Source organism: Streptosporangium sp. NPDC006930 (assembly GCF_040635605.1).
Classification (GTDB): Bacteria; Actinomycetota; Actinomycetes; order Streptosporangiales; family Streptosporangiaceae; genus Streptosporangium.
The window spans coordinates 465064-491839 of sequence record NZ_JBEYID010000003.1; the positions used below are offsets into that span (position 1 = coordinate 465064).

The 26776-nt window shown below is 69.0% G+C and carries 30 protein-coding genes; 24 read left to right on the top strand and 6 right to left on the bottom strand.

The features are described from left to right. Positions 1 to 125 precede the first annotated feature (125 nt). From ABZ664_RS08475 to dprA, 13 genes are all read left to right on the top strand, one after another. Positions 126 to 272 carry a hypothetical protein gene (locus ABZ664_RS08475; RefSeq protein WP_362504970.1) on the top strand — a complete coding sequence of 49 codons (147 nt, stop codon included), beginning with the start codon at positions 126 to 128 and terminating at the stop codon, positions 270 to 272. A 254-nt stretch (positions 273 to 526) separates the two neighbouring features. Next, entirely contained in the window at positions 527 to 1030 is a 504-nt protein-coding gene (gene rpsP, locus ABZ664_RS08480; protein ID WP_350948696.1) for a 30S ribosomal protein S16, read from the top strand. A 1-nt stretch (position 1031) separates the two neighbouring features. Then, positions 1032 to 1274 (top strand): RNA-binding protein, encoded by a 243-nt coding sequence (locus tag ABZ664_RS08485; protein WP_329091253.1) that lies wholly within the window; start codon positions 1032 to 1034, stop codon positions 1272 to 1274. 93 nt (positions 1275 to 1367) lie between these two features. Then, a complete protein-coding gene (gene rimM, locus ABZ664_RS08490) occupies positions 1368 to 1922 on the top strand; it encodes a ribosome maturation factor RimM (RefSeq protein ID WP_362504974.1) in 555 nt (184 codons plus the stop codon). 1 nt (position 1923) lies between these two features. Continuing rightward, on the top strand, positions 1924 to 2733 hold the full coding sequence (gene trmD / locus ABZ664_RS08495) for a tRNA (guanosine(37)-N1)-methyltransferase TrmD (RefSeq protein WP_362504977.1): 810 nt from the start codon (positions 1924 to 1926) through the stop codon (positions 2731 to 2733). Between the two features lie 184 nt (positions 2734 to 2917). Further along, positions 2918 to 3271 (top strand): 50S ribosomal protein L19, encoded by a 354-nt coding sequence (gene rplS, locus ABZ664_RS08500; RefSeq protein WP_362504980.1) that lies wholly within the window; start codon positions 2918 to 2920, stop codon positions 3269 to 3271. 156 nt (positions 3272 to 3427) lie between these two features. Continuing rightward, positions 3428 to 4294: a signal peptidase I gene (gene lepB, locus ABZ664_RS08505; protein WP_362504982.1), complete on the top strand. Its 867-nt coding sequence runs from the start codon at positions 3428 to 3430 to the stop codon at positions 4292 to 4294. Between the two features lie 9 nt (positions 4295 to 4303). Continuing rightward, positions 4304 to 4897: a signal peptidase I gene (lepB, locus tag ABZ664_RS08510; protein WP_362504985.1), complete on the top strand. Its 594-nt coding sequence runs from the start codon at positions 4304 to 4306 to the stop codon at positions 4895 to 4897. 64 nt (positions 4898 to 4961) lie between these two features. Continuing rightward, positions 4962 to 5648, top strand: a complete 687-nt coding sequence (locus ABZ664_RS08515) for a ribonuclease HII (protein ID WP_362504988.1) — start codon at positions 4962 to 4964, stop codon at positions 5646 to 5648. A 39-nt stretch (positions 5649 to 5687) separates the two neighbouring features. Next, positions 5688 to 6011: a DUF2469 domain-containing protein gene (locus ABZ664_RS08520; protein ID WP_350948689.1), complete on the top strand. Its 324-nt coding sequence runs from the start codon at positions 5688 to 5690 to the stop codon at positions 6009 to 6011. Positions 6012 to 6245: 234 nt separating this feature from the next. Beyond that, positions 6246 to 6605 carry a YraN family protein gene (locus ABZ664_RS08525; protein ID WP_362504992.1) on the top strand — a complete coding sequence of 120 codons (360 nt, stop codon included), beginning with the start codon at positions 6246 to 6248 and terminating at the stop codon, positions 6603 to 6605. A gap of 77 nt (positions 6606 to 6682) precedes the next feature. Next, a complete protein-coding gene (locus ABZ664_RS08530; RefSeq protein ID WP_362504995.1) occupies positions 6683 to 8323 on the top strand; it encodes a YifB family Mg chelatase-like AAA ATPase in 1641 nt (546 codons plus the stop codon). Continuing rightward, positions 8320 to 9786, top strand: coding sequence for a DNA-processing protein DprA (dprA, locus tag ABZ664_RS08535; RefSeq protein ID WP_362504998.1), 1467 nt, complete (start codon positions 8320 to 8322; stop codon positions 9784 to 9786). Before ABZ664_RS08530 ends, dprA begins: the two co-directional genes overlap by 4 nt. A 19-nt stretch (positions 9787 to 9805) precedes the next feature. Here dprA and ABZ664_RS08540 read toward each other — a convergent pair whose 3' ends face one another. Further along, complete coding sequence (locus ABZ664_RS08540) at positions 9806 to 10537, bottom strand: M23 family metallopeptidase (protein ID WP_362505001.1); 732 nt, start codon at positions 10535 to 10537, stop codon at positions 9806 to 9808. 145 nt (positions 10538 to 10682) lie between these two features. On the opposite strand from ABZ664_RS08540, the gene ABZ664_RS08545 reads away from it, so the two are divergent. Next, entirely contained in the window at positions 10683 to 12035 is a 1353-nt protein-coding gene (locus ABZ664_RS08545; protein ID WP_362505004.1) for a CoA transferase, read from the top strand. A 44-nt stretch (positions 12036 to 12079) separates the two neighbouring features. Here the strand turns inward: ABZ664_RS08545 and ABZ664_RS08550 are convergent, their stop codons facing one another. After that, a complete protein-coding gene (locus ABZ664_RS08550; protein ID WP_362505007.1) occupies positions 12080 to 13417 on the bottom strand; it encodes an MFS transporter in 1338 nt (445 codons plus the stop codon). Between the two features lie 118 nt (positions 13418 to 13535). Between ABZ664_RS08550 and ABZ664_RS08555 the strand changes: the two genes are divergently transcribed. From ABZ664_RS08555 to ABZ664_RS08580, 6 genes are all read left to right on the top strand, one after another. Then, on the top strand, positions 13536 to 14156 hold the full coding sequence (locus ABZ664_RS08555) for a helix-turn-helix domain-containing protein (RefSeq protein WP_362505010.1): 621 nt from the start codon (positions 13536 to 13538) through the stop codon (positions 14154 to 14156). 228 nt (positions 14157 to 14384) lie between these two features. Continuing rightward, entirely contained in the window at positions 14385 to 15338 is a 954-nt protein-coding gene (gene rpsB, locus ABZ664_RS08560; RefSeq protein ID WP_362505013.1) for a 30S ribosomal protein S2, read from the top strand. A gap of 111 nt (positions 15339 to 15449) precedes the next feature. After that, positions 15450 to 16283, top strand: a complete 834-nt coding sequence (tsf, locus tag ABZ664_RS08565; protein ID WP_362505016.1) for a translation elongation factor Ts — start codon at positions 15450 to 15452, stop codon at positions 16281 to 16283. A 122-nt stretch (positions 16284 to 16405) separates the two neighbouring features. Next, positions 16406 to 17101: a UMP kinase gene (pyrH, locus tag ABZ664_RS08570; RefSeq protein WP_350948679.1), complete on the top strand. Its 696-nt coding sequence runs from the start codon at positions 16406 to 16408 to the stop codon at positions 17099 to 17101. 351 nt (positions 17102 to 17452) lie between these two features. Continuing rightward, a complete protein-coding gene (frr, locus tag ABZ664_RS08575; RefSeq protein ID WP_362505019.1) occupies positions 17453 to 18010 on the top strand; it encodes a ribosome recycling factor in 558 nt (185 codons plus the stop codon). A gap of 83 nt (positions 18011 to 18093) precedes the next feature. Further along, positions 18094 to 18936, top strand: a complete 843-nt coding sequence (locus ABZ664_RS08580) for a phosphatidate cytidylyltransferase (RefSeq protein ID WP_362505022.1) — start codon at positions 18094 to 18096, stop codon at positions 18934 to 18936. 83 nt (positions 18937 to 19019) lie between these two features. On the opposite strand, the gene ABZ664_RS08585 is transcribed toward ABZ664_RS08580, so the two are convergent. Then, positions 19020 to 20111, bottom strand: coding sequence for a suppressor of fused domain protein (locus ABZ664_RS08585; RefSeq protein WP_362505025.1), 1092 nt, complete (start codon positions 20109 to 20111; stop codon positions 19020 to 19022). Between the two features lie 72 nt (positions 20112 to 20183). On the opposite strand from ABZ664_RS08585, the gene rlmN reads away from it, so the two are divergent. The 3 genes from rlmN to ABZ664_RS08600 all read left to right on the top strand — a co-directional run bounded on the left by rlmN (position 20184) and on the right by ABZ664_RS08600 (position 23515). After that, positions 20184 to 21308, top strand: a complete 1125-nt coding sequence (gene rlmN / locus ABZ664_RS08590; RefSeq protein ID WP_362505028.1) for a 23S rRNA (adenine(2503)-C(2))-methyltransferase RlmN — start codon at positions 20184 to 20186, stop codon at positions 21306 to 21308. 340 nt (positions 21309 to 21648) lie between these two features. Next, entirely contained in the window at positions 21649 to 22656 is a 1008-nt protein-coding gene (locus ABZ664_RS08595) for an ATP-binding protein (protein ID WP_362505031.1), read from the top strand. Between the two features lie 259 nt (positions 22657 to 22915). Then, on the top strand, positions 22916 to 23515 hold the full coding sequence (locus ABZ664_RS08600) for an alpha/beta hydrolase (protein WP_362505034.1): 600 nt from the start codon (positions 22916 to 22918) through the stop codon (positions 23513 to 23515). Between the two features lie 200 nt (positions 23516 to 23715). Here ABZ664_RS08600 and ABZ664_RS08605 read toward each other — a convergent pair whose 3' ends face one another. Together ABZ664_RS08605 and ABZ664_RS08610 are read right to left on the bottom strand one after the other, a co-directional pair. Next, positions 23716 to 24387 carry a hypothetical protein gene (locus ABZ664_RS08605; RefSeq protein WP_362505037.1) on the bottom strand — a complete coding sequence of 224 codons (672 nt, stop codon included), beginning with the start codon at positions 24385 to 24387 and terminating at the stop codon, positions 23716 to 23718. Beyond that, positions 24384 to 25223: an ATP-binding cassette domain-containing protein gene (locus tag ABZ664_RS08610; RefSeq protein WP_362505040.1), complete on the bottom strand. Its 840-nt coding sequence runs from the start codon at positions 25221 to 25223 to the stop codon at positions 24384 to 24386. Before ABZ664_RS08610 ends, ABZ664_RS08605 begins: the two co-directional genes overlap by 4 nt. 221 nt (positions 25224 to 25444) lie before the next feature. Here ABZ664_RS08610 and ABZ664_RS08615 point away from each other — a divergent pair, with 221 nt between their 5' ends. Further along, positions 25445 to 26026 (top strand): DivIVA domain-containing protein, encoded by a 582-nt coding sequence (locus ABZ664_RS08615; protein WP_362505043.1) that lies wholly within the window; start codon positions 25445 to 25447, stop codon positions 26024 to 26026. A 71-nt stretch (positions 26027 to 26097) separates the two neighbouring features. On the opposite strand, the gene ABZ664_RS08620 is transcribed toward ABZ664_RS08615, so the two are convergent. Further along, complete coding sequence (locus ABZ664_RS08620) at positions 26098 to 26592, bottom strand: Lrp/AsnC family transcriptional regulator (protein ID WP_329091340.1); 495 nt, start codon at positions 26590 to 26592, stop codon at positions 26098 to 26100. Positions 26593 to 26776: the final 184 nt, after the last annotated feature.

Here is a 26776-nt window from a genome sequence, read left to right on the forward strand (position 1 = left end):
GGATCACCGGTGAGGCGGGTGCTCCCCGGCTTTCCGCGTTTTCCGGGCTTTCTGAGTTTTCTGGGCCCCCTGCGCCTCCCGAAAGTCCTCCGAAGGTCCTGGCGGAGCTTCCGGCAGAACCCCCGATGGGGGACGAGACGGGCGCCGGGGATACGTCGGCCTGGCCCGCCGGAGTCGTCGCCCTGATGGCCAGCACCGTGCCCAGCACGGTGATGGATCCGGTCGCGGTCAGCAGCAGAGATCTGAGGGTGGTTGCCACGGCGGCCATTTAGCGCACCAGGCCGCCCCGGAGGGGGGCCCGGACACACGGGGATTACCGAGATTTGCCCTCCGGCCGCCGTACCGGATGGCCGCGAGTTGGCAGGGCACCCCCGCACGTCTGGCACAATGACATGTTGGAACATCGTGACACGTGGTTGCCCTCTCACTCCCACGTGCCATGCCTGTCCCTTGGACGGTCCTCTCCTCGTGCCCCACTCGATGAGACGCCGCTCACCCACGCTCTAATGCAGGAGAGACCACACCAGTGGCAGTCAAGATCAAGCTCAAGCGGCTCGGTATGATCCGCAACCCGCAGTACCGCATCGTCATCGCCGACAGCCGCACCAAGCGTGACGGCCGGGCGATCGAGGAGATCGGCCTGTACCACCCGAAGGAGAACCCCTCGCGCATCGAGGTCGACTCCGACAGGGCGGCCTACTGGCTGGGTGTCGGCGCGCAGCCGACCGAGCCCGTGCTCAAGCTCCTCAAGCTCACCGGCGACTGGCAGAAGTTCAAGGGCGAGCCGGCTCCGGCCCCGCTCCTGGTCGCCGAGCCCAAGGCCGACCGTCACGCCGTCTACGAGGCCGCGGCCAAGGAGTCGCTCTCCCTGGAGGCCGCCACCACGCCGAAGAAGTCGACCCGCAAGTCGGCTCCCAAGGCTGAAGAGGCCGCTCCCAAGGCCGAGGCCCCCAAGGCCGAAGAGGCCGCCGCCGAGACCCCGGCTGAGCCCACCGCGGCCGCCGAGGAGAAGCCGGAAGGCGAGGCCTGAGGTGCTCGAGGAGGCCCTCGAGCACCTGGTGAAGGGCATCGTCGAGCATCCTGACGACGTCCAGGTTCACGCTCGCCGCATCCGCAGCGGGCGTGTGCTTGAGGTCCGGGTCCACCCCGAGGACCTCGGTAAGGTCATCGGCCGCGGCGGTCGGACGGCCAAGGCGCTTCGCACGGTCGTGAACGCTCTTGGTGACGGCAAGTACGTCCGGGTCGATCTTCTCGACCTGAACGAGGCCCGCTAGCCGGCGAGACGCGTCCATCGAGCGAACGGGCCACCCGCCCAGTGTGGGTGGCCCGTCCGTTTTTCACAGACACCATTACGTGAGGAGGCGGGCGTGCAGCTCGTCGTAGGCCGGATCGGCCGCCCGCACGGACTCCGCGGGGACGTGTCCGTGGAGGTGCGCACCGACGAGCCGGACAGGCGCTTCGCCCCGGGCACCGCACTGGTCACGGATCCCGCGTCGACAGGCCCGCTGGTCGTCGAGTCCCGCCGCTGGCACTCCGGGATCCTGCTGGTCAGGTTCGAGGGCGTGACCGACCGCGACGGGGCCGAGGAACTCCGCGGCACCATGCTCGTCATCGACTCGGACGACATCCCGCCCCCCGAGGATCCCGACGAGTTCTACGACCACCAGCTCATCGGCCTCACCGTGGTCAAGCCGGACGGCGAGCCGGTGGGAGAGGTGTCCGACGTGCTCCACCACGGCCAGGACCTGCTCGTCGTACGGCGCGGAGGGAAGCCGGGGGCCGCCAGGGGTGCCGCGGTCGCCGAGGTCGCCGAGGTCTACGTGCCGTTCGTCAAGGCGCTGGTCCCGGAGATCGACCTCGCCAAGGGCGTCCTCGTCGTGGACGCCCCCGCCGGACTGCTCGACCCGGACGAGATGGTCTGACATGCGTGTCGACGTCATCTCCATCTTCCCCGAGTACTTCGCCTCCCTCGACGTCTCCCTCATCGGCAAGGCCCGTGAGCGCGGCATCCTCGACGTCCACCTCCACCAGCTCCGCGACCACGCCCACGACGTGCACCGCACCGTGGACGACACCCCTTACGGCGGTGGTCCCGGCATGGTCATGAAGGCCGGTCCGTGGGGGGAGGCTCTCGACGCGGTCCTCGCCTCGGGCCCGGCCGGATCTCCGAGGATGATCGTGCCGACCCCCAGCGGCGTGCCCTTCACCCAGAGGCTGGCGATGGAGTACGCCGCCGAGCCGTGGCTGCTGTTCACCCCGGCCCGCTACGAGGGCATCGACTCCCGGGTGATGGCCGAGTACGGCGCCCGCATGCGCGTGGACGAGGTCAGCGTCGGTGACTACGTGCTCGCCGGGGGCGAGGTGGCGGTGCTGGTGATGATCGAGGCCGTCGGGCGGCTGCTGCCGGGCGTGCTCGGCAACGTCAACTCGGCCGTGGACGACTCCTTCGCGCCCGGCGCCATGGAGAACCTCCTTGAGGGTCCCGTCTACACCAAGCCGCCCGAGTGGCGGGGGCACGAGGTGCCGGAGATCCTCCTCTCCGGGCACCACGGGAAGATCGCCAGGTGGCGGCGCGACCAGGCGCTGCGTCGTACCGCGAGAAACCGGCCGGAGTTGCTGGCGGCGCTCGACCCCGAGAGCCTGGACAAGCACGACAGGCGGGTCCTGGCGGAGCTGGATCTGCCCGGGGCGGGTTCGGCGGGTTCCCCCGGACCGGCCGCTCTGACCGGTTGATTTCCGGTCGGTCGGGAAAATATGGCAGACTGAAGCGTTGCCGCCGACTGCCCATCCGGTCCCCGGACCGGTCTCATCGCGGTCTCCGAGACATAGTCCACTTCAGCACGCGTGTCCATCGCGACGCCGCTCCGTCGCGGCCGGATGGACCTCCGGGTGCGTTCGTAAATGAGGTACCACTGCCATGCACACGCTGATCAGCGAGCTTGAGAAGTCCTCGCTCCGCACCGACATCCCGGACTTCCGGCCCGGTGACACGCTTGAGGTCCACGTCAGAGTCATCGAGGGCAGCCGGTCCCGTGTCCAGGTTTTCAAGGGTTTCGTCCTGCGCCGCCAGGGCGGCGGCTCCCGTGAGACCTTCACCGTCCGCAAGGTCAGCTACAGCGTCGGCGTCGAGCGGACCTTCCCGGTGCACAGCCCGGTCATCGAGAAGATCGTCCTCGTGACCCGTGGCGACGTCCGCCGCGCCAAGCTCTACTACATGCGTGACCTGCGCGGCAAGGCCGCCCGCATCCGCGAGAAGCGCGAAGCCCGCTAGGCGCGTCAGCGCCCGTCGGCCTGGCCCGTGCCCCCTTCACCGGGGAGCGGGCCAGTCGCATGTAAGGAGGTTTGACCTCCTATGGCAATACGCATGGCTATGCGGTACCCCGTCACTCGACCACTTGGTACCGCCCATCATCTAGGCTCGTCAGCGATGACTAGCGAAGACCGGGAGTACGGCGCGGTTTCGCGTCGACCTGTCGAGGACGAGGTGGACGTGGTCGCCGAAGACACTCAGAAGAGCGCCGAGGACGGCAAAGGCAAGAAGAAGGGCTCCTTCTGGAAGGAGTTGCCCGTCCTGGTCGTCGTGGCGTTGGTGCTCGCCCTCGTCATCAAGACCTTCGTGATCCAGGCGTTCTACATCCCGTCGGAGTCGATGGAGAACACCCTCCTCACGAACGACCGGGTCCTGGTCAACAAGCTCGTCTACCACGTCCGTGACATCGAGCGCGGCGACGTGGTGGTCTTCTCCGGGGTCGATTCCTGGGACCCCGAGGTTCCCATCGAGGAGCCGTCCAACCCGGTCGCGGGGTTCTTCCGCTGGGTCGGCATCGCCTTCGGTGTGGTTCCCGGTGAGAAGGACTACATCAAGCGGGTCATCGGCGTCCCCGGCGACACCGTGAAGTGCTGTGACGACAAGGGCAGGGTGACGGTCAACGGGGTGCCGCTCGACGAGGATTACCTCTACCCGGGCGACGTGCCGTCCCAGAGCTTCTTCGAGGCCAAGGTCGGTGCGGGCCGCCTGTGGGTGATGGGCGACCACCGGATGGTGTCCCTCGACTCCCGCTCCCACCTCGGTGACCCCGGTGGCGGGACGATCCCGGTGGACAAGGTGATCGGCCGGGCCTTCGTGATCGTGTGGCCGTTCTCCAGGGCCACGACCCTTCCCATTCCCGACATCTTCGGCCAGTCGGCCCTCAAGGCAGCGGCGGCCGTGGGAGGGGCGACTCCGCTCCTAGCAGGTTTCGCGGGAGCCGTCCCGCTGGTGCTGTGGCGTCGTCGCCGGCTTTCAAGGCGGTAGCCGGATCTCATGACCGTTGAACCCGAGGCTGAGAAGAAAAAGAAGAACGGCAAGGGCGGTGGCCTGCGCGAATCACTGTTCCTGCTGGTGTGCGGGGTGGTGGTGGCGCTGCTGTTGCAGGTCTTCGTCTTCCAGTCGTTCTACATCCCGTCCGAGTCGATGGAGAACACCCTTGTGGAGGGCGACCGGGTGGTCGTCAACAAGTTGCACGGTGACTCCGAGCGCGGTGACCTCGTCGTTTTCAAGGGCTGGAACAGCGAGGACACCATCAAGCGGGTCATCGCGGTCGGCGGTGACACGGTGAAGTGCTGTGATGCCAAGAAGCGCATCACGGTCAACGGGGTGCCGCTCGAAGAGGGCTCCTATCTCCATCCTGACGACTTCCCCTCGGGAGAGTCGTTCGAGAAGGTCGTTCCCAAGGGGCGGCTGTGGGTGATGGGCGATCACCGCACCGCCTCCGCCGACTCGCGTGCCCACGAGGAGAGGCTGGGGGAGGGGACGGTCGCCGAGAGTGACGTCATCGGCCGTGCCGTCGCGATCTACTGGCCGTTCTCCAGGGCCACCGTTCTCGCCAGACCGGAGAGCTTCCTGAAGGTGAGATAGCGGTACCGAATGCCCCGGAGGGGGCGTACTCTCTGGTCATGGTCGCTGTGTTACCCGTGGTGCCATGACAGTCGCGTTTCGCCCCAGACCCAGCGTGGTCCGGCGGGATTCGGGACTGTACGGCTACGAGCGGGCTCTCGGCCGCCGCGGGCTCGGTCCCGTGGCGGGGGTCGACGAGGCCGGCCGAGGCGCCTGTGCCGGGCCGCTGGTGGTCGCCGCCGTGGTGCTGGGCGGCCGGATCGACGGCCTGGACGATTCCAAGCTGCTCACGGCCTCCCGGCGTGAGTCGCTGTACGAGCGGATCACGGCGACCGCGCAGGCGGTGAGCGTGGTGGTGATCCCGCCGGGTGAGATCGACACCCGAGGGCTGCACAGATCCAACATCGGAGGAATGCGCAGGGCGGTGGCGCGACTATCCTGTCACCCCGGCTACGTTCTGACCGATGGGTTTCCCGTTCCCGGCCTGCCCGCACCGTCGCTGGGCGTGTGGAAGGGGGATCAGGTCGCGGCCTGCATCGCCGCGGCCTCGATCGTGGCCAAGGTGACGCGGGACGAGATGATGGTGGCGCTGCACGAACGCCATCCCCGGTACGGATTCGCCGTGCACAAGGGGTATGGCACCGCCGACCATCGCAGGGCTCTCAGAACCTACGGTCCGTGTCCGGATCACCGCTTCTCGTTCTCGACGGTGGCGCGGTCAGGAGCGGGCGAGGTGATGGGTGAGAATGAAGTGGGGGCCGGTGCCGTCTGATCGGGCGGGCCGGGGTGGGCGTTTAACAGGAGGACCGGTATGAGCGCAGAGGATCTCGAAAAGTACGAAGCCGAGATGGAGCTGCAGCTTTACCGTGAGTACCGCGACGTTGTCGGCCTTTTCACCTATGTCGTGGAGACCGAGCGGCGCTTCTATCTCACCAATTCCGTCGATCTTGACGTGCGCACCGCCGAGAACGGTGACGTGTTCTTCGACGTGAAGATGCAGGACGCCTGGGTCTGGGACATGTACCGCCCGGCGAGGTTCGTCAAGAACGTCCGTGTGGTGACCTTCAAGGACGTGAACGTCGAGGAGCTCGCCAAGCCCGACCTGGAGATGCCAAAGGAGGGTTTCTCCTCCTGAGCGGCTTTCCTCGACGGCCTTGAGGGTGTTCGCCCACGGACGGGTCGAGGACCCAAGGGGCCCTGAGGACAGGTGAGGGCAGATCTGAGCGGCCTGAGGCACTGTACGTGACCGAGCGGACGCGGGAGGTTGTCCACAGGCGTGTGCGCTGCCTGGCCGGTTTTCCACAGATTCGCATTCGGTTCCTCGGCGGTGCGGTGAGCTGAGCGAAGGTCTGGAACCGGAGGTGGTTCCATGGCCGCGAAGGACGAGCTCGGCAAACACGGCGAACAGCTCGCCGTCGACTATCTGCTCGCACACGACCTGCAGATTCTGGATCGCAACTGGCGGTGCCCCGACGGGGAGATCGACGTCGTCGCCCGAGAAGGGAACACGCTCGTCGCGGTGGAGGTCAAGACCCGCTCGGGTCGCAGTCACGGCACCGCCTTCGAGGCGGTCACGGACGCGAAGATCTCCCGCCTGCGCAGACTCGCGGCCAGATGGCTCGCCGAGTGTGAGGACCGGTGCCGGTTCGACGCGATCCGCGTCGATGTCGTCGCCCTGGAGCGGTTCGCCGGGGATTTCGTCGTCCGCCACGAGCGGGGGGTGTGCTGATGCCTCCCCGACTCTCAGGGGCTCTGGGGGCTCCCGGCCTGTCATGGATCGTTCGCTCCCCTCAGGGGGTGAGGTGAGTGGCCGTCGCGCGCACGCGCTGTGTGGCCCTGGTCGGGGTGACCGGCCGTCTCGTCGAGGTCGAGGCCGATGTCGGCAGCGGTGTGGCGGGTCTGCACTTCATCGGGATGCTCGACACCGCGCTGAGCGAGGCCCGCGACCGGGTCCGTTCCGCGCTGGTCAACAGCCGATACGCCTGGCCCGACTCCCGGATCACGGTGAGCCTGTTCCCCGCCAGCCTGCCCAAACGCGGAAGCCTGTTCGATGTCGCGATCGCGATGGCCCTGCTCGCGGCGGCGGGGTTCGTGCCCGCCGCCAGGGTCGCCGAGCCGTTCTTCCTGGGCGAGCTGGGCCTGGACGGCTCGATCAGGCCGGTGCGGGGCGTGCTCCCCGCCGTGCTGGCGGCCGTCGCCGCCGGTGCCCGCACCGTCGTCGTCCCGGCTCGTAACGCCGCCGAGGCCGGTCTCGTGCCGGGGGTGACCGTGGTTCCGGCGACCACGCTGAGCGCGCTGGTGAGCTGGTTGCGGGCCGAGGGGCCGGTAGGGGGCCTCCCGCCCGGTTCTGGAGGAGCCGGTTCTGGTGGGGGAGGTGGGGCCGGTGCTGCAGATCGCGATTCGAGGGCCGCGTGTCCTCTCCCGCCGGGACTTCCCGGCGAGGTGGGCCCCGGAGACGCCTGTGGTGCGGGGGAGGAGCCCGGTGACGCCCCCGATCTGGGAGACGTCGCCGGGCAACCTCTCGCCCGTCGCGCGCTGGAGATCTGCGCCGCCGGCGGGCACAACCTCTGGATGCTCGGTCCTCCGGGGACGGGCAAGACCATGCTCGCCGAGCGGTTGCCGACTCTGCTCCCCATCCTGGAGCGGGACCAGGCTCTGGAGGTGACCGCGATCCACTCGGTCGCCGGTGTGCTGCCCAGGGACCGTCCCCTGCTGGTCCGCCCGCCGTTCGTGGCGCCCCACCACACCGCGACCGTCGCGTCCGTCATCGGCGGGGGCAGCGGGATGATCCGCCCGGGAGCCGTCTCGCTGGCTCATCGGGGGGTGCTCTTCCTGGACGAGGCCCCAGAGTTCTCGACGACCGTTCTCGACGCGCTCAGACAGCCGCTCGAATCGGGGCAGGTGACGGTCTCCAGGGCGCTGGCGACGGTGACCTTCCCCGCCAGGTTCGTGCTGGTGCTGGCGGCCAACAGGTGCCCGTGCGCGCGGCCCTCCACCCCGAACGACCCGTGCGCGTGCGCTCCCGCGGCCCGCCGCCGCTATCTCGCCCGGCTCTCCGGTCCGCTGCTCGACCGGGTGGACATCAAGGTCGGCCTGTTCCGTTCGACCAGGCGCGAGCTTCTCGCCGACCGCCGGTTCATCGAGTCGAGCCGGGTGGTGGCCGAGCGGGTGCTGCTCGCGCGTGAGCGGGCCGCCAAGCGGTTCGCGAACACGCCGTGGCGCTGCAACGCGGAGGTGCCCGCCCGTGCCCTCCATACCGAATACCGGCCACCGGCCGTGGCGATGTCCCCGCTGCTCGGGCATCTCGACAGCGGCCGGTTGAGTGCCCGGGGCCTCGACCGGATCCTCAGGGTGGCCTGGACCCTCGCCGATCTCGCGGGCAAGGATCGGCCGGAGCTCCACGAGACCCAGTCCGCGCTCGGGCTCTGGCTGGGGGAGGAACGATGAGCGACAGACTGGCACGGCTCACCCTGATGCGCCTGGCCGAGCCGGGCGACACCGTGATGGGCGCCCTCGTGGCCCTACGCGGCCCCGAGGCCGCCGTCGCCCTGATCCGCGAGGGCGCCGCGGACGCGGATCTCACCCGATGGTTCGCCGACACCCACGGCCGCCCGGCCGGAAACCCCGGTCCACCGGTTGGAGACTCCGGCTCGCCGGTCGGAGATCTTGGTGCATCGGCTGGAAACCTCGGTTTTGGAGATCTCGGTCCATCGGCTGGAGAGCCTGGCTCGGCTTTTGGAGGCTCCGGTTTTGGAGGCCCCTGCTCACCGGCTGGAAACCTCGGCTCGCCGGGTGGGGGCACCGGCCTACCGGTTGGGAGGTTCGACCCGTCCGGTGGTATCCCGTCCGGTGGCCGCTTCGAAGGCGAGCGCCCTGAAGCGGGTGACGGCCCGGGGGCGGTGCGGGATGGGCGGCTCGCGGCCAGGATCGACAGGATGGTCGCCTCCTGGGCGGCCAGGCTGAGGACGGCCGACCCTGAGCGAGACCTGGCCGAGGGGGAGCGGATAGGGGCGAGGCTGGTGGTTCCCGGCGATTCCGAGTGGCCGACCCAGCTGGACGACCTGGGAGACTCCAGGCCCCACGCTCTCTGGCTCCACGGTGAGGCCGACCTGCGGTTCTCCTGCCTCAGATCCGTCGCGGTCGTCGGTTCCCGAGCCGCCACGCCGTATGGCGCGCACGTGGCGGCGGAGCTTGGGGCGGGGCTGAGCGAGAGAAGATGGGGGGTCGTCTCCGGCGGTGCCCACGGCATCGACGGGGCCGCCCACCGGGGTGCCCTCGCCGGTGAGGGGCCGACCGTCGCCGTGCTCGCCTGCGGCGCCGACGTCGCCTATCCCAGCGCGCACCAGCAGTTGTTCGCCGCCATCCGGTCGCAGGGGGTGCTGGTCAGCGAGTGCCCCATGGGCGCGCACCCGACCAGGCCGAGGTTTCTCATCAGAAACCGCCTCATCGCGGCCCTGACCAGGGGCACCGTGGTCGTCGAGGCGGCCGTGCGAAGCGGGGCACTCAACACCGCCGGACACGCGATCGCGCTCAACCGTCATCTGGCCGCGATGCCGGGCCCGGTGACCTCGGAGTTCTCCGCGGGGTGTCATCGGCTGATCCGCCAGGGCAGGGCCACCTGCGTCACCGGTCCCGAAGAGATGATCGAGCTCGTCGGAACGATGGGTACCGACCTGGCTCCGGAGCCGCGCGGCCCGGTGCTTCCCCGAGATCGGCTCGACCCTGAGAGCCGGAAGGTCGTCGAAGTCATGCCCACCCGGGTCGGTGTGGGCCCCGCGACGATAGCCGTCGCCGCGGGCGTCGACCTGGAGACCGTGCTCTCCTGCCTCGGAGGTCTGGCCGCCGCGGGTTACGTCGAACGCGTCTCCCGGGGCTGGCGCCTCCGCCCCGACCGCCCTCCCGGCGGATGAAGTCCCCTTCTCGGTGGGGTCATAGGGGCGGGGTGGGCCACACGGGAAGCAGACGGACCTGGCCGTGGCCGAGGAGGAGTAGCGGGTCGAGATAGGCGCGGTCACGGAGCAGGCCCCAGTGCAGGCAGGTGGCGGGGCAGTGCCCAGGGGCGTCCTGAAGGGTGCCGATCACCTCGCCGACGGCCACCGCCTGCCCGCGCCGCACCGAGGGCTGGACGGGCAGGTAGGTGGTCCGCAGGCCACCGGGGTGGAGCACGGTCACCACGCCCCGGTCCGCGAGCGGCCCGGCGTAACCGACCGTTCCCGCTCCCGCGGCGCGCACCTCGGCTCCGGGGGACGCGGAGAGGTCGGTGCCCCGATGACCGGCCAGCCACGGTTGGGCGGGTGGCGCGAAGCCCCTGAGCACCCGTGGCCGTCCGCTGAGCGGCCATTCCCAGAGGAAGGATTCCGAAGGAGAGGACCCTCCGGCAGGGGGAGCGGATTTCCTGGCACGGGATCCCCCTGGAGCCATGGAAGAGGACTCCCCGGAAGGGGAGGTGGCGTGTGCTTCAGCGGGGGGTGTCGTCCCCGCGTGGCCGTGCGCGGCCGTGAGGGCGGTCGCGGGGGTGCTCATGGGGGCCGCCGTGCCATATGCGCGGCCGGTCGCGCCTACGGGGTGCGCGAGGGAGGTCACGCGGTGGGCGCCCGCCGGTGTGGCCAGGACCAGTGAGCACAGCAGGGCTCGCAGCCCCACCGTGTGGACGGTCTTCATGTCGGCAAGCATGAAGACCCGTGATGCGGCGGAGATGGACCGAACAGGATTCTGTGGACAGTGGACGGTAGACGTGGCCAAGCCGGGAGGCGTGGCTGAGGATGGGGGAGAGGATGGCCCAGGACGTCGTGAGAGCGGGGATCGCGTGGTCGAAGAGCGTATTCGCGAGCTGGCGGCGGAGGTGGGCGTCGAGTTGCCGCCGGTGCGGGTGAGCGGGGACGATCCGGTACTGCCCTCCGTCTTCCGCGTGGGCACCGCCGCCGCCGTCGCCGTCGGGGCCGCCACCGGGGCGGCGGCCGCGCTCAGGGGAGGCGGAAGCCAGGCCGCCGTGGACGTGCGGGAGGCGGCGATCGCCTTTCTGGACGAGCGCCACTTCAGGATCGACGGAGCCGCTGTGGATCCGTGGGCGCCCCTTTCCGGTGACTACCGCGCCGCCGACGGCTGGGTTCGGCTGCACTGCAACTTCGACCATCATCGTGACGCGGCCCTCGCGGCGCTTGGGTTGCCCGAGGGTGCGGACGGGGACGCCGTCGAACGCGCCTGCGCGAGCCGGGGCGCCGTTGAGGTCGAGGAGGCGGTGACGGCCGAGGGAGGGTGCGCCGCGGCCATGCGCGACCGCACCGGGTGGCGTGGGCATCCGCAGTCACGGGCGGTCGCCGCGTCGCCGCTGGTCCACCTGACCCGGGTCGGCGCCTCCGGCGGCGCGAGGACCGACGCCTCGAAAGGCGGGGGAGGGCGGGCGCTCGACGGGGTGCGGGTGCTCGACCTGACCAGGGTGATCGCCGGACCGGTGGCGACCCGCACTTTGGCCGCTCACGGTGCCCAGGTGCTCCGGGTGGGTGCCGGGCACCTTCCCGAGGTGCCGGGGCTGGTGGTCGGCACCGCGTTCGGCAAGCGGTCCTGCCATCTCGACCTGAGGACTCCGGCCGGGAGCGCCGCATTGCGCGACCTGGTGGCGGGGGCCGATGTGCTCGTGCAGTCCTACCGTCCCGGGGCTCTCGAGGCACTGGGGTTCGGCCCCCGGAGGCTGGCGGAGATCAGGCCGGGGATCGTGTGCGTCGACGTCTCGGCGTACGGGGGTCAAGGGCCGTGGGCGGGCAGGCGCGGGTTCGACAGTCTGGTGCAGATGGCGTGCGGCATCGCTCACGAGGGCGGCGACGGTGCGCGGCCCCGCCCGCTGCCCGCCCAGGTCCTCGACCACGCCACCGGCTACCTGGCCGCCTTCGGCGCGATGGCCGCACTGCTCCGCCGATCAGCCGAGGGAGGATCCTGGCGGGTGGAGCTCTCCCTGGCCGGGACCGCGCGATGGCTGGACGGCCTTGGCCGGGTCGACGGAGCGGCCACGCCGGAGCCCGATGTCACCGGCGTGATCGAGGAGATGGACAGCGCCTTCGGTCGTCTGACCTATCTCCGGGCGCCCGGAACGATCGACGGTATGTCGCCGTACTGGTCGAGCCCGCCTCCGGAGAGGGGCGAGCACCCGCCCACCTGGTGGTGAGGTCTTCCGAGAGCTCTGGAAGGCGAGTCCGGGGGAGTGCGAGGTCATCGGGTTCGGGGGGCGGAGGGGTGGCGCAGCGGGGAGAGCCAGATCCACGCGGCCGCGGTCAGCACCCCGGCCGCGGAGATCCAGAACACCGGGCGCAGTCCGAGCAGTTCACCGGAGAGGCCGCCCGCGAGACCGCCGAGGGTGAGGACCCCCTGGATCATGAAGGCCTGCGTGGCGTTGACCCGGCCGCGCAGTTCGGCGGGGGTCTCGCGCAGGGTGATGGCGCCCATGCAGACGGCGAAGGCCACGACGGCCACGCCGGAGATCACCGCGCTGACGGCCAGGAGAAGGAAGCTGCGCCACACCGGTCCTGAGGTGAGCGCGACGATCATGAAGTCGACGGGGAAGAGCAGCACGGAGCAGGCCAGTATGCGGTTCTCGCCGTACCGTCCGGTCAGGCGCGAGACGACGGCCGCGCCGAGCAGGCCGCCGACGCCGAAGAAGGCGGTGATGGCGCCGACCAGCCCTCCGGCCAGGCCGAGCTCGTTGAGCGCGTAGATCACGAACAGTGCCATGTAGGCGCTGCCGAAGAAGTTGATCGTGATACCGGCGCCGCAGAGCGCGCGGAGCGTCGGGTGCCCGGCCACTGTGGCCAGGCCCTCGCGGATCTCGGTCCACATGCCGCGCCGGGGAGCGGGAGTGTGGTTCTCCGGCGCCTTGATCGATCTGATCAGGAACGCCGAGGCCAGGAACGACACCGCGTCGACCAGGAGCGCGAACGGTGCCGTGATCAGCTGGACGAGCAGTCCGGCGAGACCGGGTCCGGCGACGGTCGCCACGGCGAAGGCCGACTGGAAGCCCGCGAGGGCTTCGGTCCGCTGACTCTCGTGAACCACCGTGACCAGGTGCGGGAAGTTGACCGCCCGGAAGATCACCGAGCAGGTGCCGACGACGAACGCCACCGCGATCAGCCACGGCACGCTCAGCGACCCGGTGATCCAGGCCGCGGGGATCGTGGCCATGGCGACGGCCGAGACCGTGTCACAGGCGACCATGACCGGCCGGTGCCGCCGCAGCCGGTCGGCGAGGGCACCCGCCTGGAGACCGATCAGCAGGTAGGGCAGGGAGGACGCGGCGGTGAGCATGCCCATCTGGGCCGGGGACGCGCCGAGCAGGACGGCGGCGGTCAGTGGCACCGCGAGCCGGGAGATCTCCGTGCCGGTCTCGGTGACGGCACGGGCGGAGAGCAGGAGCCGGTAGTCGCGTTGTTTCCGCAGGGGCCCCGGCTCGGTCGCGGAGGCCTCGGGAGCGATGGGGGGTGAGGAGGGTTCGGGGGGCGTGGGGATGGCGGAGTCCTCGGAGTCCTCGGGGGCCACGGGGGTGGTGGGAGTCACGGGGACCCGCCCTCTTCAGGTCTCCGAAGATTTTGAAAGGAACGCTTCATAACTGTGAAGATAACCCTTCATAGTTATGAAGGCAATGTTTCACATATGGAGTGGGTACGGTCTGCACATGACCGAGGCATCGACGCGCAAGTCCCTCACCGATCCCACCGCGATGCGCGCGCTGGCGCACCCCGCGCGGCTCGCGATCCTGAACCGGCTCCAGGCCGAGGGGCCCTGCACCGCGACCGAGGTCGCCGAGGTCGTCGGGATCACCCCCAGCGCGGCCAGCTACCACCTGCGCATGCTCGCCAAGTACGGCTTCGTCGAGGACGCGCCCGTGCGCGACGACGGCCGCGGTGACGGCAGGGAGCGCCTGTGGCGCTCCAGCGCCACGGGCTTCAGCGTCAGCCCTGATCCGGACGACGGTCCGGACGTGCGTGGCGCCAAGGAGTTCCTGATCAAGGCGTTTCGGGAGCAGGCGGCGGACGAGGCGAGCAGGGCGCTGGAGAATCTTGAGCGGGAGTCGCGTGAGTGGCGCGAGGCCGCTCTGTTCAGCCGCGCCCTCCTGCTGGTCGACGCCGAGGAGTTGAAGGCGCTGAACGAGCGGATCGAGAAGCTGCTCGCCCCCTACAAGACCACCGTCAGGGACCGAATGGACGCCCCGCCCGGGGCTCGGGTCTCCGAGGCACAGGTCAGCCTCTTCCCCCGGGCCCGGCGCCGACCGCACGGCCTTCCACGCGACGCGTAAGGGGTGCTTGACGCCCCAAGGTCGGGAAGAGGCGCGGTTACGGGTACACTTTTTGGTGGCCTGTGAGTCATGGGCCGACTTCGCATGCCCCGTCAAGAACCGGGATCCCTCGGTCCGGGCGAAAGCCCGGCTGGATCCGGTTCGGGGCATCAGGGCGACAGCCGAGGGCTGTCGCGTCCAACCGAGAACAGCGCCCAGAGATGGGTGCCCCGATCTGGAGGACAATCAATGTCCACCCCCGTCGTCACCATGCGACAGCTGCTGGAAAGCGGCGTTCACTTCGGCCACCAGACCCGTCGCTGGAACCCGAAGATGAAGCGCTTCATCTTCACCGAGCGCAACGGCATCTACATCATCGACCTCCAGAAGTCGCTGGCCTTCATCGACAGGGCCTACGACTTCGTCAAGGAGACCGTCGCGCACGGCGGCACGATCATGTTCATCGGCACGAAGAAGCAGGCCCAGGAGGCCATCGCCGAGCAGGCGGCCCGTGTCGGCATGCCGTATGTCAACCAGCGCTGGCTGGGCGGCATGCTCACCAACTTCTCCACCGTGCACAAGAGGCTCCAGCGCCTGAAGGAGCTGGAGGAGCTCGACTTCGACAACGTGGCCGCCTCGGGGCTCACGAAGAAGGAGCTCCTCATGCGCCGCCGCGAGAAGGAGAAGCTTGAGCGCACCCTCGGCGGCATCCGGGACATGTCCCGGATCCCGAGCGCCGTGTGGGTCGTCGACACCAAGAAGGAGCACATCGGGATCAGCGAGGCTCGCAAGCTTCACATCCCGGTCGTGGCCATTCTCGACACCAACTGTGACCCCGACGAGGTCGACTACCCGATCCCGGGTAACGACGACGCGATCCGCGCCGTCGGTCTGCTGACCCGCGTCGTCGCCGACGCCGTCGCCGCCGGTCTCATGGCCCGCGCCGGCGCCAACCGTGGCGGGGACGACAAGCCGGCCGTCGCCGGTGGCGCCGAGCCGCTGGCCGAGTGGGAGCAGGAGCTGCTCGCGGGCGGTGCCGACAGCGCTCCGGCCGCCGAGGCCGAGACCGCCGAAGCCCCCGCCGAGGCTGCGGAGGCTCCCGCCGAGACCGCCGAGGCTCCCGCTGAGGCTGCGGAGGCTCCGGCCGCCGAGGTCGCAGAGGCTCCGGCCGCCGAGGCCGAGTCCACCGAGAAGCAGGCCTAGGTCACTTCCGTACGGCTCGTTTGGCCGTACGACCCGCAAGACCCTTCCGGGTGGGTGCCGCTCAGTTGGGGCACCCACCCGATCCACGACGATTCCCACGAGGAAAAGACAATGGCTTCCGTGAACATGGCCGACGTCAAGCGGCTTCGTGAGCTGACCGCCGCCGGCATGATGGACTGCAAGAAGGCTCTCGAGTCGTCCGAGGGCGACTTCGACCGCGCGGTCGAGATCCTCCGCCTCAAGGGCGCCAAGGACGTCGGCAAGCGTGAGGCCCGCACCGCCTCCAACGGCCTGGTCGCCCTGAAGCAGGAGGGCGACTCCGCCGCCGCGCTGCTCGAGCTCAACTGCGAGACCGACTTCGTCGCCAAGGGCGAGCGTTTCCAGGAGCTCGCGGCCCAGGTGGTCGACCACATCCTGGCCACCAAGCCGTCCGACGTGCCCGCGCTGCTCGACTCCGAGCTCTCCGGCAAGAGCGTCAAGACGCACCTCGACGAGGCCAACGCCGCGCTCGGCGAGAAGATCGAGATCCGCAGGTTCGCCGTGCTTGAGGGCGGTTTCATCGGCGCCTACATGCACAAGACCGACCCCCAGCTCCCCCCGGCGGTCGGCGTGCTCGTGCAGCTCGACTCCTCGAACGGTGACGTCGCCAAGGACATCGCGCAGCACGCCGCGGCGATGGCCCCGAAGTACCTCAGCCCCGCCGAGGTCCCGGCCGACGTCATCGAGAAGGAGCGCGCGCTCTTCGAGGAGATGACCCGCGAGGAGGGCAAGCCCGAGGCCGCCATCGGCAAGATTGTTGATGGCCGGGTCAACGGCTGGTACAAGGACTTCACTCTCCTTGAGCAGTCCTTCGTCAAGGACAACAAGAAGTCGGTCGCGAAGTTCGCGGACGAGAACGGCGTCAAGGTCCAGGCCTTCGTCCGCTTCAAGGTCGGCCAGGCCTGATCCCTGACATCCGCTCTTCAGGCAGAGCATCAAACGAGGAGGCCGCCGCCGTGCAGGAGAACACAGGACCCGCTACGCCGGCGGTTTCTTCGTACTCGGATCCGCTTCGCTGGAAGCGGGTGATGTTGAAGCTGTCCGGGGAGGCGTTCGCCGGCGGTGAGCCGCTGGGCATAGACCCGGGCGTCGTGAGCCACCTCGCGGACTCGATCGCCGAGGCCGTCCGCGGCGGTGTGCAGGTCTCGGTCGTCGTGGGCGGCGGCAACATGTTCCGGGGCGCCACCCTGTCCGAGCGTGGCATGGACCGCGCGAGGGCCGACTACATGGGCATGCTCGGCACGGTCATCAACTGTCTGGCCCTCCAGGACTTCCTGGAGAAGCGGGGGATCGACACCCGCGTCCAGACGGCGATCACCATGCAGCAGGTCGCGGAGCCGTTCCTGCCCCGCCGTGCCATCCGCCACCTGGAGAAGGGCCGCGTGGTCATCTTCGGGGCAGGGCTCGGCTCGCCGTTCTTCTCCACCGACACCTGCGCCGCGCAGCGAGCGCTGGAGATCGGCGCCGAGGCGCTGCTCAAGGGGACCCAGGTGGACGGCGTCTACGATGCCGACCCCCGTAAGAACCCTGACGCCGTCCGGTTCGACCATCTCGAATACGGTGAGGTGCTGACCCGTGGTCTCGGGGTCATGGACGCCACCGCCATCAGCCTGTGCATGGACAACAACCTTCCCATCGTGGTCTTCGACCTCATGGGTGAGGGCAACATCATGCGGGCGGTACGCGGTGAGAAGATCGGCACGCTGGTGAGCCCGGCACGGTGACGAGCCGGCATGGTGCCAGGACCGGCACGGTGACGAGCCGGTAGCGCAAGAAGCGAGCCCGACGTAGCTGGTGGAGTGGGACGCGAGGTGGAAGCGTTCCGTGAAGCGAGCGAGGAGTGGTGAGCGACCAGAGGACAGGAAGCGGGCCCGACGTAGCCGGCGGAGTGGGACGCGAGGTGGAAGCGTTCCGTGAAGCGAGCGAGGAGGGGCACGTGACCGAGAAGACAGGGTGCGAACCTGACGTAGCGAGCTGAGCGGTACGCCATTGTGGTGGTCCGGTGGACCTCCGGCGTGATGGCCTCCCGCGGAGTGCGTGAGGATGGGGAGTGACCGAGAAGACAGGGAGCCGCTGTGATCGACGAAACCCTCCTCGAAGCCGAGGAAAAGATGGACAAGGCTGTGTCGGTGGCGAAGGACGACTTCGCGGGCATCCGCACGGGTCGGGTCACCCCGTCGATGTTCAACAAGATCAGCGCTGAGTACTACGGGACACCCACCCCCATTCAGCAACTCGCCTCGTTCCACGTGCCCGAGGCGCGCATGGTCATCATCCAGCCTTTCGACAAGAGCTCGATGGCCGCGATCGAGAAGGCGATCCGCAACTCGGACCTCGGTGTGAACCCCGGTAACGACGGAGCGGTGATCCGCGTGGCCTTCCCCGAACTGTCGGAGGAGCGCCGCAGGGAGTACATCAAGGTCGCCAGGAACAAGGCGGAGCACTCCAAGGTCTCCATTCGCAACATCCGGCGCAGCGCCAAGGAGACCCTGGACAAGATGATCAAGGACGGCGAGGCCGGTGAGGACGAGGTGCGCCGGGCGGAGAAGGAGCTCGACGACCTCACCCAGAAGCATGTCGCCAAGATCGACGAGCTGCTCAAGCACAAGGAAGCCGAGCTGCTCGAGGTTTGAGCCATGATCCTTGTCCCGCGCGGGCTGTCCGTGCGGGACAAGGATTTTGTGTAGGTATGAAAGTAGGACCCCCTGTGGAACCCGTGGCGGGCAATAGCCGTACCGGCCGTAATCTCCCCGTCGCGGCGGCGGTGGGGCTCGCCCTGGCGGCGATCATCATCGCCTCCCTCTACTTCGTGAAGGTGCTCTTCCTCGCCGTGGTGGTCGCCGCGGTGGGTATCGGAGTGACGGAGCTGGTCCGCTCGTTCGAGGCCAGAGGCATCAAGGTCCCCCTCGTCCCGGTGCTGGCAGGCATGGCCGCGATGCTGGCCGCGGCCTACTGGGGCGGAGATCTGACCGGTTCGGCCTGGGGCGGGACCGCCTGGCTGGTCGGCGTCTTCGCGATGACCGTGCTCGGGCTGATGATCTGGCGGATGTTCCTGGGCACGGAGAACTACGTCCGCGACACCGCCGCGACCATCCTGGTCGTCGTCTATCCCTCCCTGCTCGTCGGGTTCGTGGCGCTGTTGCTCGCCAACCCCGACCAGGGCCCCGACCGGGTGGTCGTCTTCATCGCCACCACCGCCGCGAGCGATATCGGCGGATATTTCGCCGGAATCACCCTGGGTAAGCACAAGATGGCCCCGGTGATCAGCCCGAAGAAGACCTGGGAGGGCTTCGCGGGGTCGGCGCTGGCCTGCATGGCGGTGGGCGGCTGGCTGGTGGCGTGGCTGCTGGAGGCCGACATCTGGAAGGGCGTCCTGATCGGCGCGGTCGTGGTGATCTTCGCCACGCTCGGTGACCTGATCGAGTCGGTGATCAAGCGAGATCTCGGCGTCAAGGACATGGGCAGTGTGCTTCCCGGCCACGGCGGCATGATGGACCGCCTCGACTCCCTCGTCGCCACGCTGATCCCGGTCTGGGTGCTGCTCACCCTGCTGATCTGAGCCCGCCCCGGTCCGAGGCCGCCCGTGACATCCCGCCCGGGTGCGGTGCGGTCGTCACCCGTACGAGTCAGGGAGGGCGTCGATCATCCCGCCCTGGTGAGCCGGGTCGCGGACAGGCGCGGCAGCACCGCCCGGTAGCCCTCGGCCGAGACCAGACCCAGCTCGTCCGGGGTGATCGGGACGAGCCAGAGCCACTGGACGGAGTCGCCGCCGAAGGAGAAACCCGACAGGTCGGGCAGTCCCGGCAGCCCGGTCAGCATCATCACTCCGCCGTAGGCGGAGCCGAGCGGGAAGGTCTCAGGGCGGTGATACCACCTGGCGGTGTGGCCGTGCCCCAGCCAGGTGACCGAGTGCCACGGATACTGCCCCAGCCACAGGAACAGCCGGGCCGCGTCGCGGGCGTCACCGGGGGAGGCGACGGCGAGCTCCACCCGGGCGTACGCGTCCGGACGGTCGATGTACTGCTCGACGGTGGGCATCCGCTGGCAGCTCATCCCGACCGTGGACAGGATCGTGTGCTCCCTGCCACGTTCCGGCGGGCGTTCCGTGATGCCCACCGCGGGCATCCGCTCGCCCCCCGCGTCCCAGAACCTGCCCGCGGTGCCGACCTTGCGATCCAGGTGACCCATCACGAACTGCTGGAACGAGGCCCAGGCTCCGTCTCCGCCACGCCACTCCCAGTAGGCGCGCGCCTTGGAGATCCGAGGGGCCAGGCCGTCGTGGGCATCCTCCAGCGACCAGGCGAACGGGGACTCGCCCAGAGCGTCACGGGAGTAGCCGGGCATTCCCCGGCGCATGTCCGCCCATCCAGGAATGACCGCGAGCAGCTCGTCGTTCTCGTACAGGGCGACGCCGTCGCCCTCCTCGAACCACAGCGATCGCAGCGCGCCCAGAGGTCCTCTGCCGCCGGGGTGACGGGTGTTCGCCCTGGGGGCGACCGGTGGCAGTTCGGCCTCCAGACGGTCCTGGTCGATTCCGTCCGGGGCCGGGCCGTGGTTGGCCAGCCAGACGGCTCCGTGCACCGTCCCTCCCGGCCCGCACAGGTAAGCTACCGAGGAAGTCTCGTCACGTTCGACCACCAGGGTGCGGCTTCCGTAGGGATTGATGTCGGTAAGCACGACCTCGACGCCGTCTCCCCGCTCTCCTGCGGGGCCCATGGGGCGGTTTGTCGCCATACCTCCGGACTCTAGATCACTGTCGGGCACCGCTTCGAGCAATCGCGTAACCGTTGAGAGAAGGCGTTGGACTTGTCGACCGTCAGCCCGTCCGGGACCCCCGCTCCCGGCCAGCTCACCTTCGTGGCGCCGCGCCGGGCCAAGCCCGCCCGCCACCTGGCCGACCTGACCATGGCCGAGCGCCGCGCGGTCGTCGCCGAGCTGGGTGAGAAGCCGTTCCGTGCCGACCAGCTCTCCCGGCACTACTTCGAGAAGCTCAACGGCGATCCCGAGCTGATGACGGACCTTCCGGCCGCGGCGCGGGAGAAGTTCGCCACCGCGCTGTTCCCCAAGCTGCTCACCTCGGTCAGGGAGATGACCACCGACGCCGGCACCACCCGTAAGACGCTGTGGCGGCTCTTCGACGGTGCGTTGGTCGAGTCGGTCCTCATGCGCTACAGCGACCGTACGACGATGTGCGTGTCGTCGCAGGCCGGATGCGGCATGAACTGCCCGTTCTGTGCCACGGGCCAGGCGGGCCTGACCCGCAACATGACCACCGCCGAGATCGTCGAGCAGGTCGTCGCCGGGGCTCGCGCGCTCGCGGCCGGTGACGTCCCGGGTGGTCCGGGACGGGTCAGCAACGTGGTCTTCATGGGCATGGGCGAGCCGCTGGCCAACTACAAGGCCGTGATCGGCGCCGTGCGCCGCATGGTCGAGCCCGCTCCCGACGGCCTGGGCATCTCCGCCAGGGGCGTCACCGTCTCCACGGTCGGCCTGGTCCCGGCGATCGGCAAGCTCGCGGCCGAGGGCCTGCCGGTGACGCTCGCGCTCTCGCTGCACGCCCCCGACGACGAGCTCCGCGACACCCTGGTGCCGATCAACACCCGCTGGAAGGTCGCGGAGGTCCTCGACGCGGCCTGGGACTACGCGGCCAGGACCAAGCGCCGGGTCTCCATCGAGTACGCGCTGATCAAGGACATCAACGACCAGGAGTGGCGCGCCGACCTGCTCGGCAAGCTGATCAAGAACAAGCTGGTGCACGTCAACCTGATCCCGCTCAACCCGACCCCGGGTTCCAAGTGGACCGCCTCTCGCCCGGAGGACGAGCGGGCCTTCGTCAGGCGCCTGGAGTACCACGGTGTGCCGGTGACGGTCCGTGACACCCGAGGCCGCGAGATCGACGGTGCCTGCGGCCAGCTCGCCGCCGCGGAGTAGCGCGGAGTAGTAGCCCTCACCGTACGGCTGTGCCCCGAGGCCCCGATCGCCGCAGGGGCACCACCCAGTCCTCACGCCCCGCGCCGCCTCGGGGGACCCACCCAGCCGCCCCGCGCCGCATCGCCGCCTCGGGGCACAGCACCCAGCCGCCCCACGCCCTGCGCCGCATCGCCGACCGGCCAGGTGTGGCCGGTCGGCGATCTCCACCTGTGCGGAACGGCGACCAATCCGTCACCGAATCAGCGACGAAACTCTCAGCGACCAAGCGACCATCCTGTCAGCGAGATGGCGACCAATCTTTCAGCAACCCAGCGGCCATTCTGTCACTGAGCCTCGGGCTATGACATGCTTGCTCGCCATCAAGGAGCAGGTGGACACCGATCCGAGGCCGGGGCGATACCTGCTGACCGGGTCGGCGCGCGTACTCGGGCTTCGCGGGCTTCCCGACGCGCTGCCCGGCCGGATGGAGACCATCGAACTGTGGCCCTTCTCGCAGGGAGAGATCGACGGTACGGCCGACGGATTCGTGGACGCGGTCTTCGCGGGACCCGACGACCTTCACCACACCTCCGAGGTCAGCCGTGCCGAGTACGCGGAACGGCTGGTCCGAGGTGGGTTTCCCGAAGCGGTGTCGCGCAACAACATCCGTAGACGGGAGCGATTCCTCGACTCCTACGTCGCGGACCTCGTCGCACGCGATGTGAGTCAGCTGGCGGAGATCGAACGGACGGCGGAGATGCGAGCTCTGATTCGGTTGCTGGCCGCCAGATCGGGACAGCTGCTGGTTTCCGGGTCCTTGAGCAAGGACGTCGAGCTCTCCACGAGCACGATTCATCGCTATCTCGGCCTGTTGGAAGAGGTCTTCCTGATCAAGCGGATCCCCGCCTGGTCACGCAACCTCGGCAGCCGTGCGACCGGAACCCCCAAGATGGCGTTCGTTGATTCCGGGATCGCGGCCAACCTCCTGGGCGCCGACTCCAGGAGTTTGGTGCGTCCGGAAGGTGCTTTCGGCCCACTTCTGGAGGGCTTCGTCCTGATGGAGCTGGCTCGCCAGATCACCTGGTCCGACGAACGTGTGGAGCTGTTCCACTACCGGACCAAGGACAAGGTAGAGGTCGACGCCGTGCTGGAGAATCGCCAGGGACGGGTGGTCGGCATAGAGGTGAAGGCGTCCTCGACGGTGCGACCGGATGACTTCAAGGGACTGCGGCACCTGGCGGCCCGCCTCGGTGACGACTTCGCGGTGGGAATCGTCCTCTACACGGGGACGCAGACGCTCCCGTTCGGCGACCGCATGCGCGCCATGCCGGTGAGTGCCCTCTGGGAGGTCGCGGCCCCGCGTAATTGACCGCATGGTCGCCGGTCATGGCATCGGTGTCGACGGCACGTGTCGTCAAGGCTGGTTCTCCAGCCGTCTCTCCTCTTCCAGGCTGCGGGCCGGCTTCATGGCGGTCGCCCCGCACCGAACATCGCACAGGCCATGCTCAACGTTGACATATTGGTACGCCGTAGGGGATACCACCGTCTCCGGCGCCTTCGGTGATGATCCGGATCCGTCTGCAGCGAGCCATCTTCCTGTGGCGCCGGCGTGGCGCATGCTGGGGCAGTTGATCGACTGGTTGAACGGCGGGCCGCTGCCGGAGTGGGTGCCCCCGCTGCCGGGCCGACAGCCCGTGGAGGGTGACGTCGCGTATCTGCCGACCGCGGTTCTCTGTCAGGACTACAACCTCCAGGTGCGTAACTACGCGGAGTACGCCGCACTCATCCGTGTCTCCAACCGGCTCGCACCCGACACGGGGTATCACCCGTACCCGATCGACGACCTGCCGATCTGCATGAACTACCCAACCACCAACGCGCCGCACGCGCTGCGGTACACGGGCGACGCGCCGCTGCTGCTCGGGAATTCCCTGCACGATCCGGCCACCCCGTGGATATGGTCCGCCAACGCGGCACGTCAGCTCGGGCCGAAGGCAGTGTTGCTCACATACGAGGGTTGGGGGCACCGCATCTACGGCAAGGACAAGTGTCAGACGGACATCTTCGACGAGTACTTGATCTCTCTGAAGGTGCCGCCGCGCGGCACGCGCTGCGCCGTGGGCACCCCCGAGGAGAGTGTGCTCAGACAGCAGGCGCCGTCCCAGACGTGGCCGACCGGTCCGAACCACTGGACGGCCGGCCCGGTCGCGGCCTCATCCGCCTTCTGATTCCGGAGGCGGTCCTCCGCCCGGGCGGTTCATCCGGGTGAGGTCTGTGTAGCTGTCGAGTGGGTGGGTGTCGTTGGACCACGGTGAGTCCGGTGGTTCGACGACACCCACCCTTGTGTGTCGCAGACCGGTGGCGGGCTTCGAAATCGACGTCTGACGGCCGTGGTTCCGTCATCGATCGGTCGCATCCGCGACCCCCTTCAGGGGTTCAGACGGCGTAGGCGTGTGTACAGCAGGAGGCTCGCGGCGGTCCAGAAGAGGGTGGCGGCGGAGATGGGGAGCAGGACCTCCCCGAGCAGGCCGGCGTTGGCGGCGCGCATCCAGGGCATGATCGGCACCGCGAGGTGGCCCGCGGGGGTGAGGCTGATCAGCAGCAGGGCGAGATAGCCGCCGAAGAGGGCGAGCATCGAGACGGCCGGGGAGGCGAGGATCGGGCGGCTGGTGAGGGCGCCCAGGGCCGTTCCCGCGCTCACGCCGAGCACGTGCAGCGCGATGCCGCTCGCCAGGTCGGCGGGGGCGGGCATGGCGGCGAAGCCGTGGAGCAGCGGCAGCCCGACCGCGATCGCCGCCATGCCGAGGTTGACGGTGAGCGCGGCGAGCAGCCCGGCTCCGATCTCGCGGCCGGGACGCCCGGCGGCCGTCATGGAGATGAGCCGCTGCGTCGGGGGTTCGGTGTCGAGCAGCCCTCGGGCGGCCCAGGCGAAGACGAGGATCAGCAAACCGGCCGAGTCCGCGTACGCGGGCAGCTCCTTGCCCGGCGGGGCGAGCGTCGAGTAGAAGACGGACAGCATCGCGAAGAGCCCGATCGTCGGCTGGAGCAGCCGGTGTGACCGGGCGTAGGCGGAGAGCTTGAAGCGTACGAGGTGGATCACGATGACCGCCTGGTGAGGTAGCCGTCGGCGCGGAGCTTCTGTTCCACCTCGTCGGCGTCGCCCGCGTCCACGAGCACCTCGATCACCACCTGCGGAGACGAGCTTTCCGAGGGGGATCGAGGGGGCGGCGAGTGCTCCTTCGAGGTGTCCGGGGAGGGGCTGGTTTCCGGGGTGTCTCGCGGAGCGGGGGTGGGAGGTGTTGAGGTGGTGGGAAGTGCCGCGGAGTCGCGGGCGCCGACGGTGACGTCGCCGTTCACGACGAGCCAGTGATCGGCGCCGGGGAAGTGCTGAAGTTGGTTCTGGTGGTCGCTGACCACGACCGTACCGCCGCGTGCGGCGATTTCTTCGATGATCACAGGGAGTTCGGTACGGGTCTGCTCGTCGAGTCCGGCGAAGGGCTCGTCCAGGATCAGCAGGTCCGGCGGGGCGAGCAGCGACTGGATGAGCCCGATTTTCTGTGCGCTGCCCTTGGACAGGTCGCCGAGCGGTTGGTCCAGCAGGTGGGCCGCGTTCAGTCGCTCCGCCAGGTCCCCGGCCGCGGCGGCGGAGGAGGAGAGCCCTCGAATCCTGGACATGTGGACGAGGTAGGCGGCGACGGTGAACGGCTGGTCTGAGGGGAACACGTCGGGGGCGTAGCCGACGACCTTGGGCCGGTCGGCGATCGAGCCTCGGGACGGGGGGACGAATCCCGCCATCAGCCGCAGCAGCGTCGATTTTCCGGCGCCGTTGCGGCCGGTGACCTCGATGACGGAACCGGGACGGAGTGTGAGCTCGACGTCCCGCAGGATCCAGGGGCCGCGCCGCGAGTATCGAAAGGACACTGTGGAGAGCCGCATGAACCGCAACATTACCGGTGATCATGCCGGAATTCGCCGTTGATCGCCGACCATGATGCGATCTGCCCCCTGGAAGCGGGCTCGACCTGATAAATAAACAAATAAGAGGATCTCCAGGAAGCCTCGTTCGGTGAGTCACCCGACCCACCACGCTCGATTTCTCCCCTCGGAAGGGATGCACGGACAGAAATCCAGTCGGGGAGAGGCGAAAGGATGCGGGTTTGAACCGCTTTCCACGGGTTCTTGGGATTCGCAGGGGATACGACATGGCTCAGGTGGACCGGCTGGTCCGCCGGATCGAGGGCACCCTCGGCAGGGCCACCCCGGAGGGGGAGCCGATCACCGCGGACGAGATCCGTGGCGCTCGTCTCCGCACCAGGCGCGGCGGTTACCACGAGCTCGCCGTCGACTTCGCGCTTGAGGCCTTCATCGTGGCGGTCGAGACCCGGTCCACAGAAACAGGCGGACGCCCGATCGTCCCCGCCCGTAACACCGCGCCCGCGGAGCCGGAGCGGAAAGACCGGGAGGACCAGGGGGAGTGGGAGGGCCACGCCGCCCGGGTGGAGCGGGTCGCCTTCAGGTCAGGCCGCCTCGGCATGGGCTACGACGAGGACGAGGTGGACGCCTTCCTCGACCGTGCCGTGGCCACCCTGCGTGGCACCACCGACACGCCCCTCACCCCCGAGGGCGTGCGCGAGGCCAGGTTCACCACGGTGATACTGCGGCCCGGGTACGCGATCGGTGAGGTCGACGAGTTTCTCGCCGATCTCGCGGGAGCCCTGGAGAGCCGCGTCAGCCGATGACGACATCCCTTCAGGTTTTCCCGGTCTCTCCTGGTTCGCCGCCATACGGCGGGGGAGTGCGTGGGGCCTCGTCAGCGGGTGCCCCAGGAGTAGGTTTGCTTGTGAAGCTTGAGATAGACGAAGGTCTCGGTGGCCCTGACGGTCGGGATGGCCCGGATCTTGCCGAGGATCTCCAGAAGATGCTGGTCGCTCTCGCAGACGACCTCGACCATGATGTCGAGCGACCCCGCGGTGAGCACCACGTAGTCGATCTCCCTGATGGCGGACAGCTCGTCGGCCACCGTCTCCAGGTCGCCCTCGCATTTGATACCGATCATGGCCTGACGGGGGAAGCCCAGGGTGAGCGGGTCGGTCACCGCGACGATCTGCATGACTCCGGCGTCGAGCAGGCGCTGCACCCGCTGGCGTACGGCGGCCTCGGAGAGCCCCACGGCCTTGCCGATCGCGGCGTACGGCTTGCGCCCGTCCGTCTGCAGTTGCTCGATGATCTGCTTGGAGATCTCGTCGAGGACGACGGGGCCGGGCCTGGCGTCGTTTTCGCGGCGAACCTTGGGCGGCGTCGTCATGGGCGCTCCCTGGCGTCATGTTGCGGGGCTGTTGCCGTCATGTTGCGGCTCCGATGCGACATGCTGTCAGTTCCGGCGCCTCTGTCAAGCGATTTCGTAGCAATTTGGTATCTTAACAACGAAATCCCTTGTCGTAGGACTCTCGCTCTGTAAGAGTCGCGACAACTCAGCCCCGATCCATAGG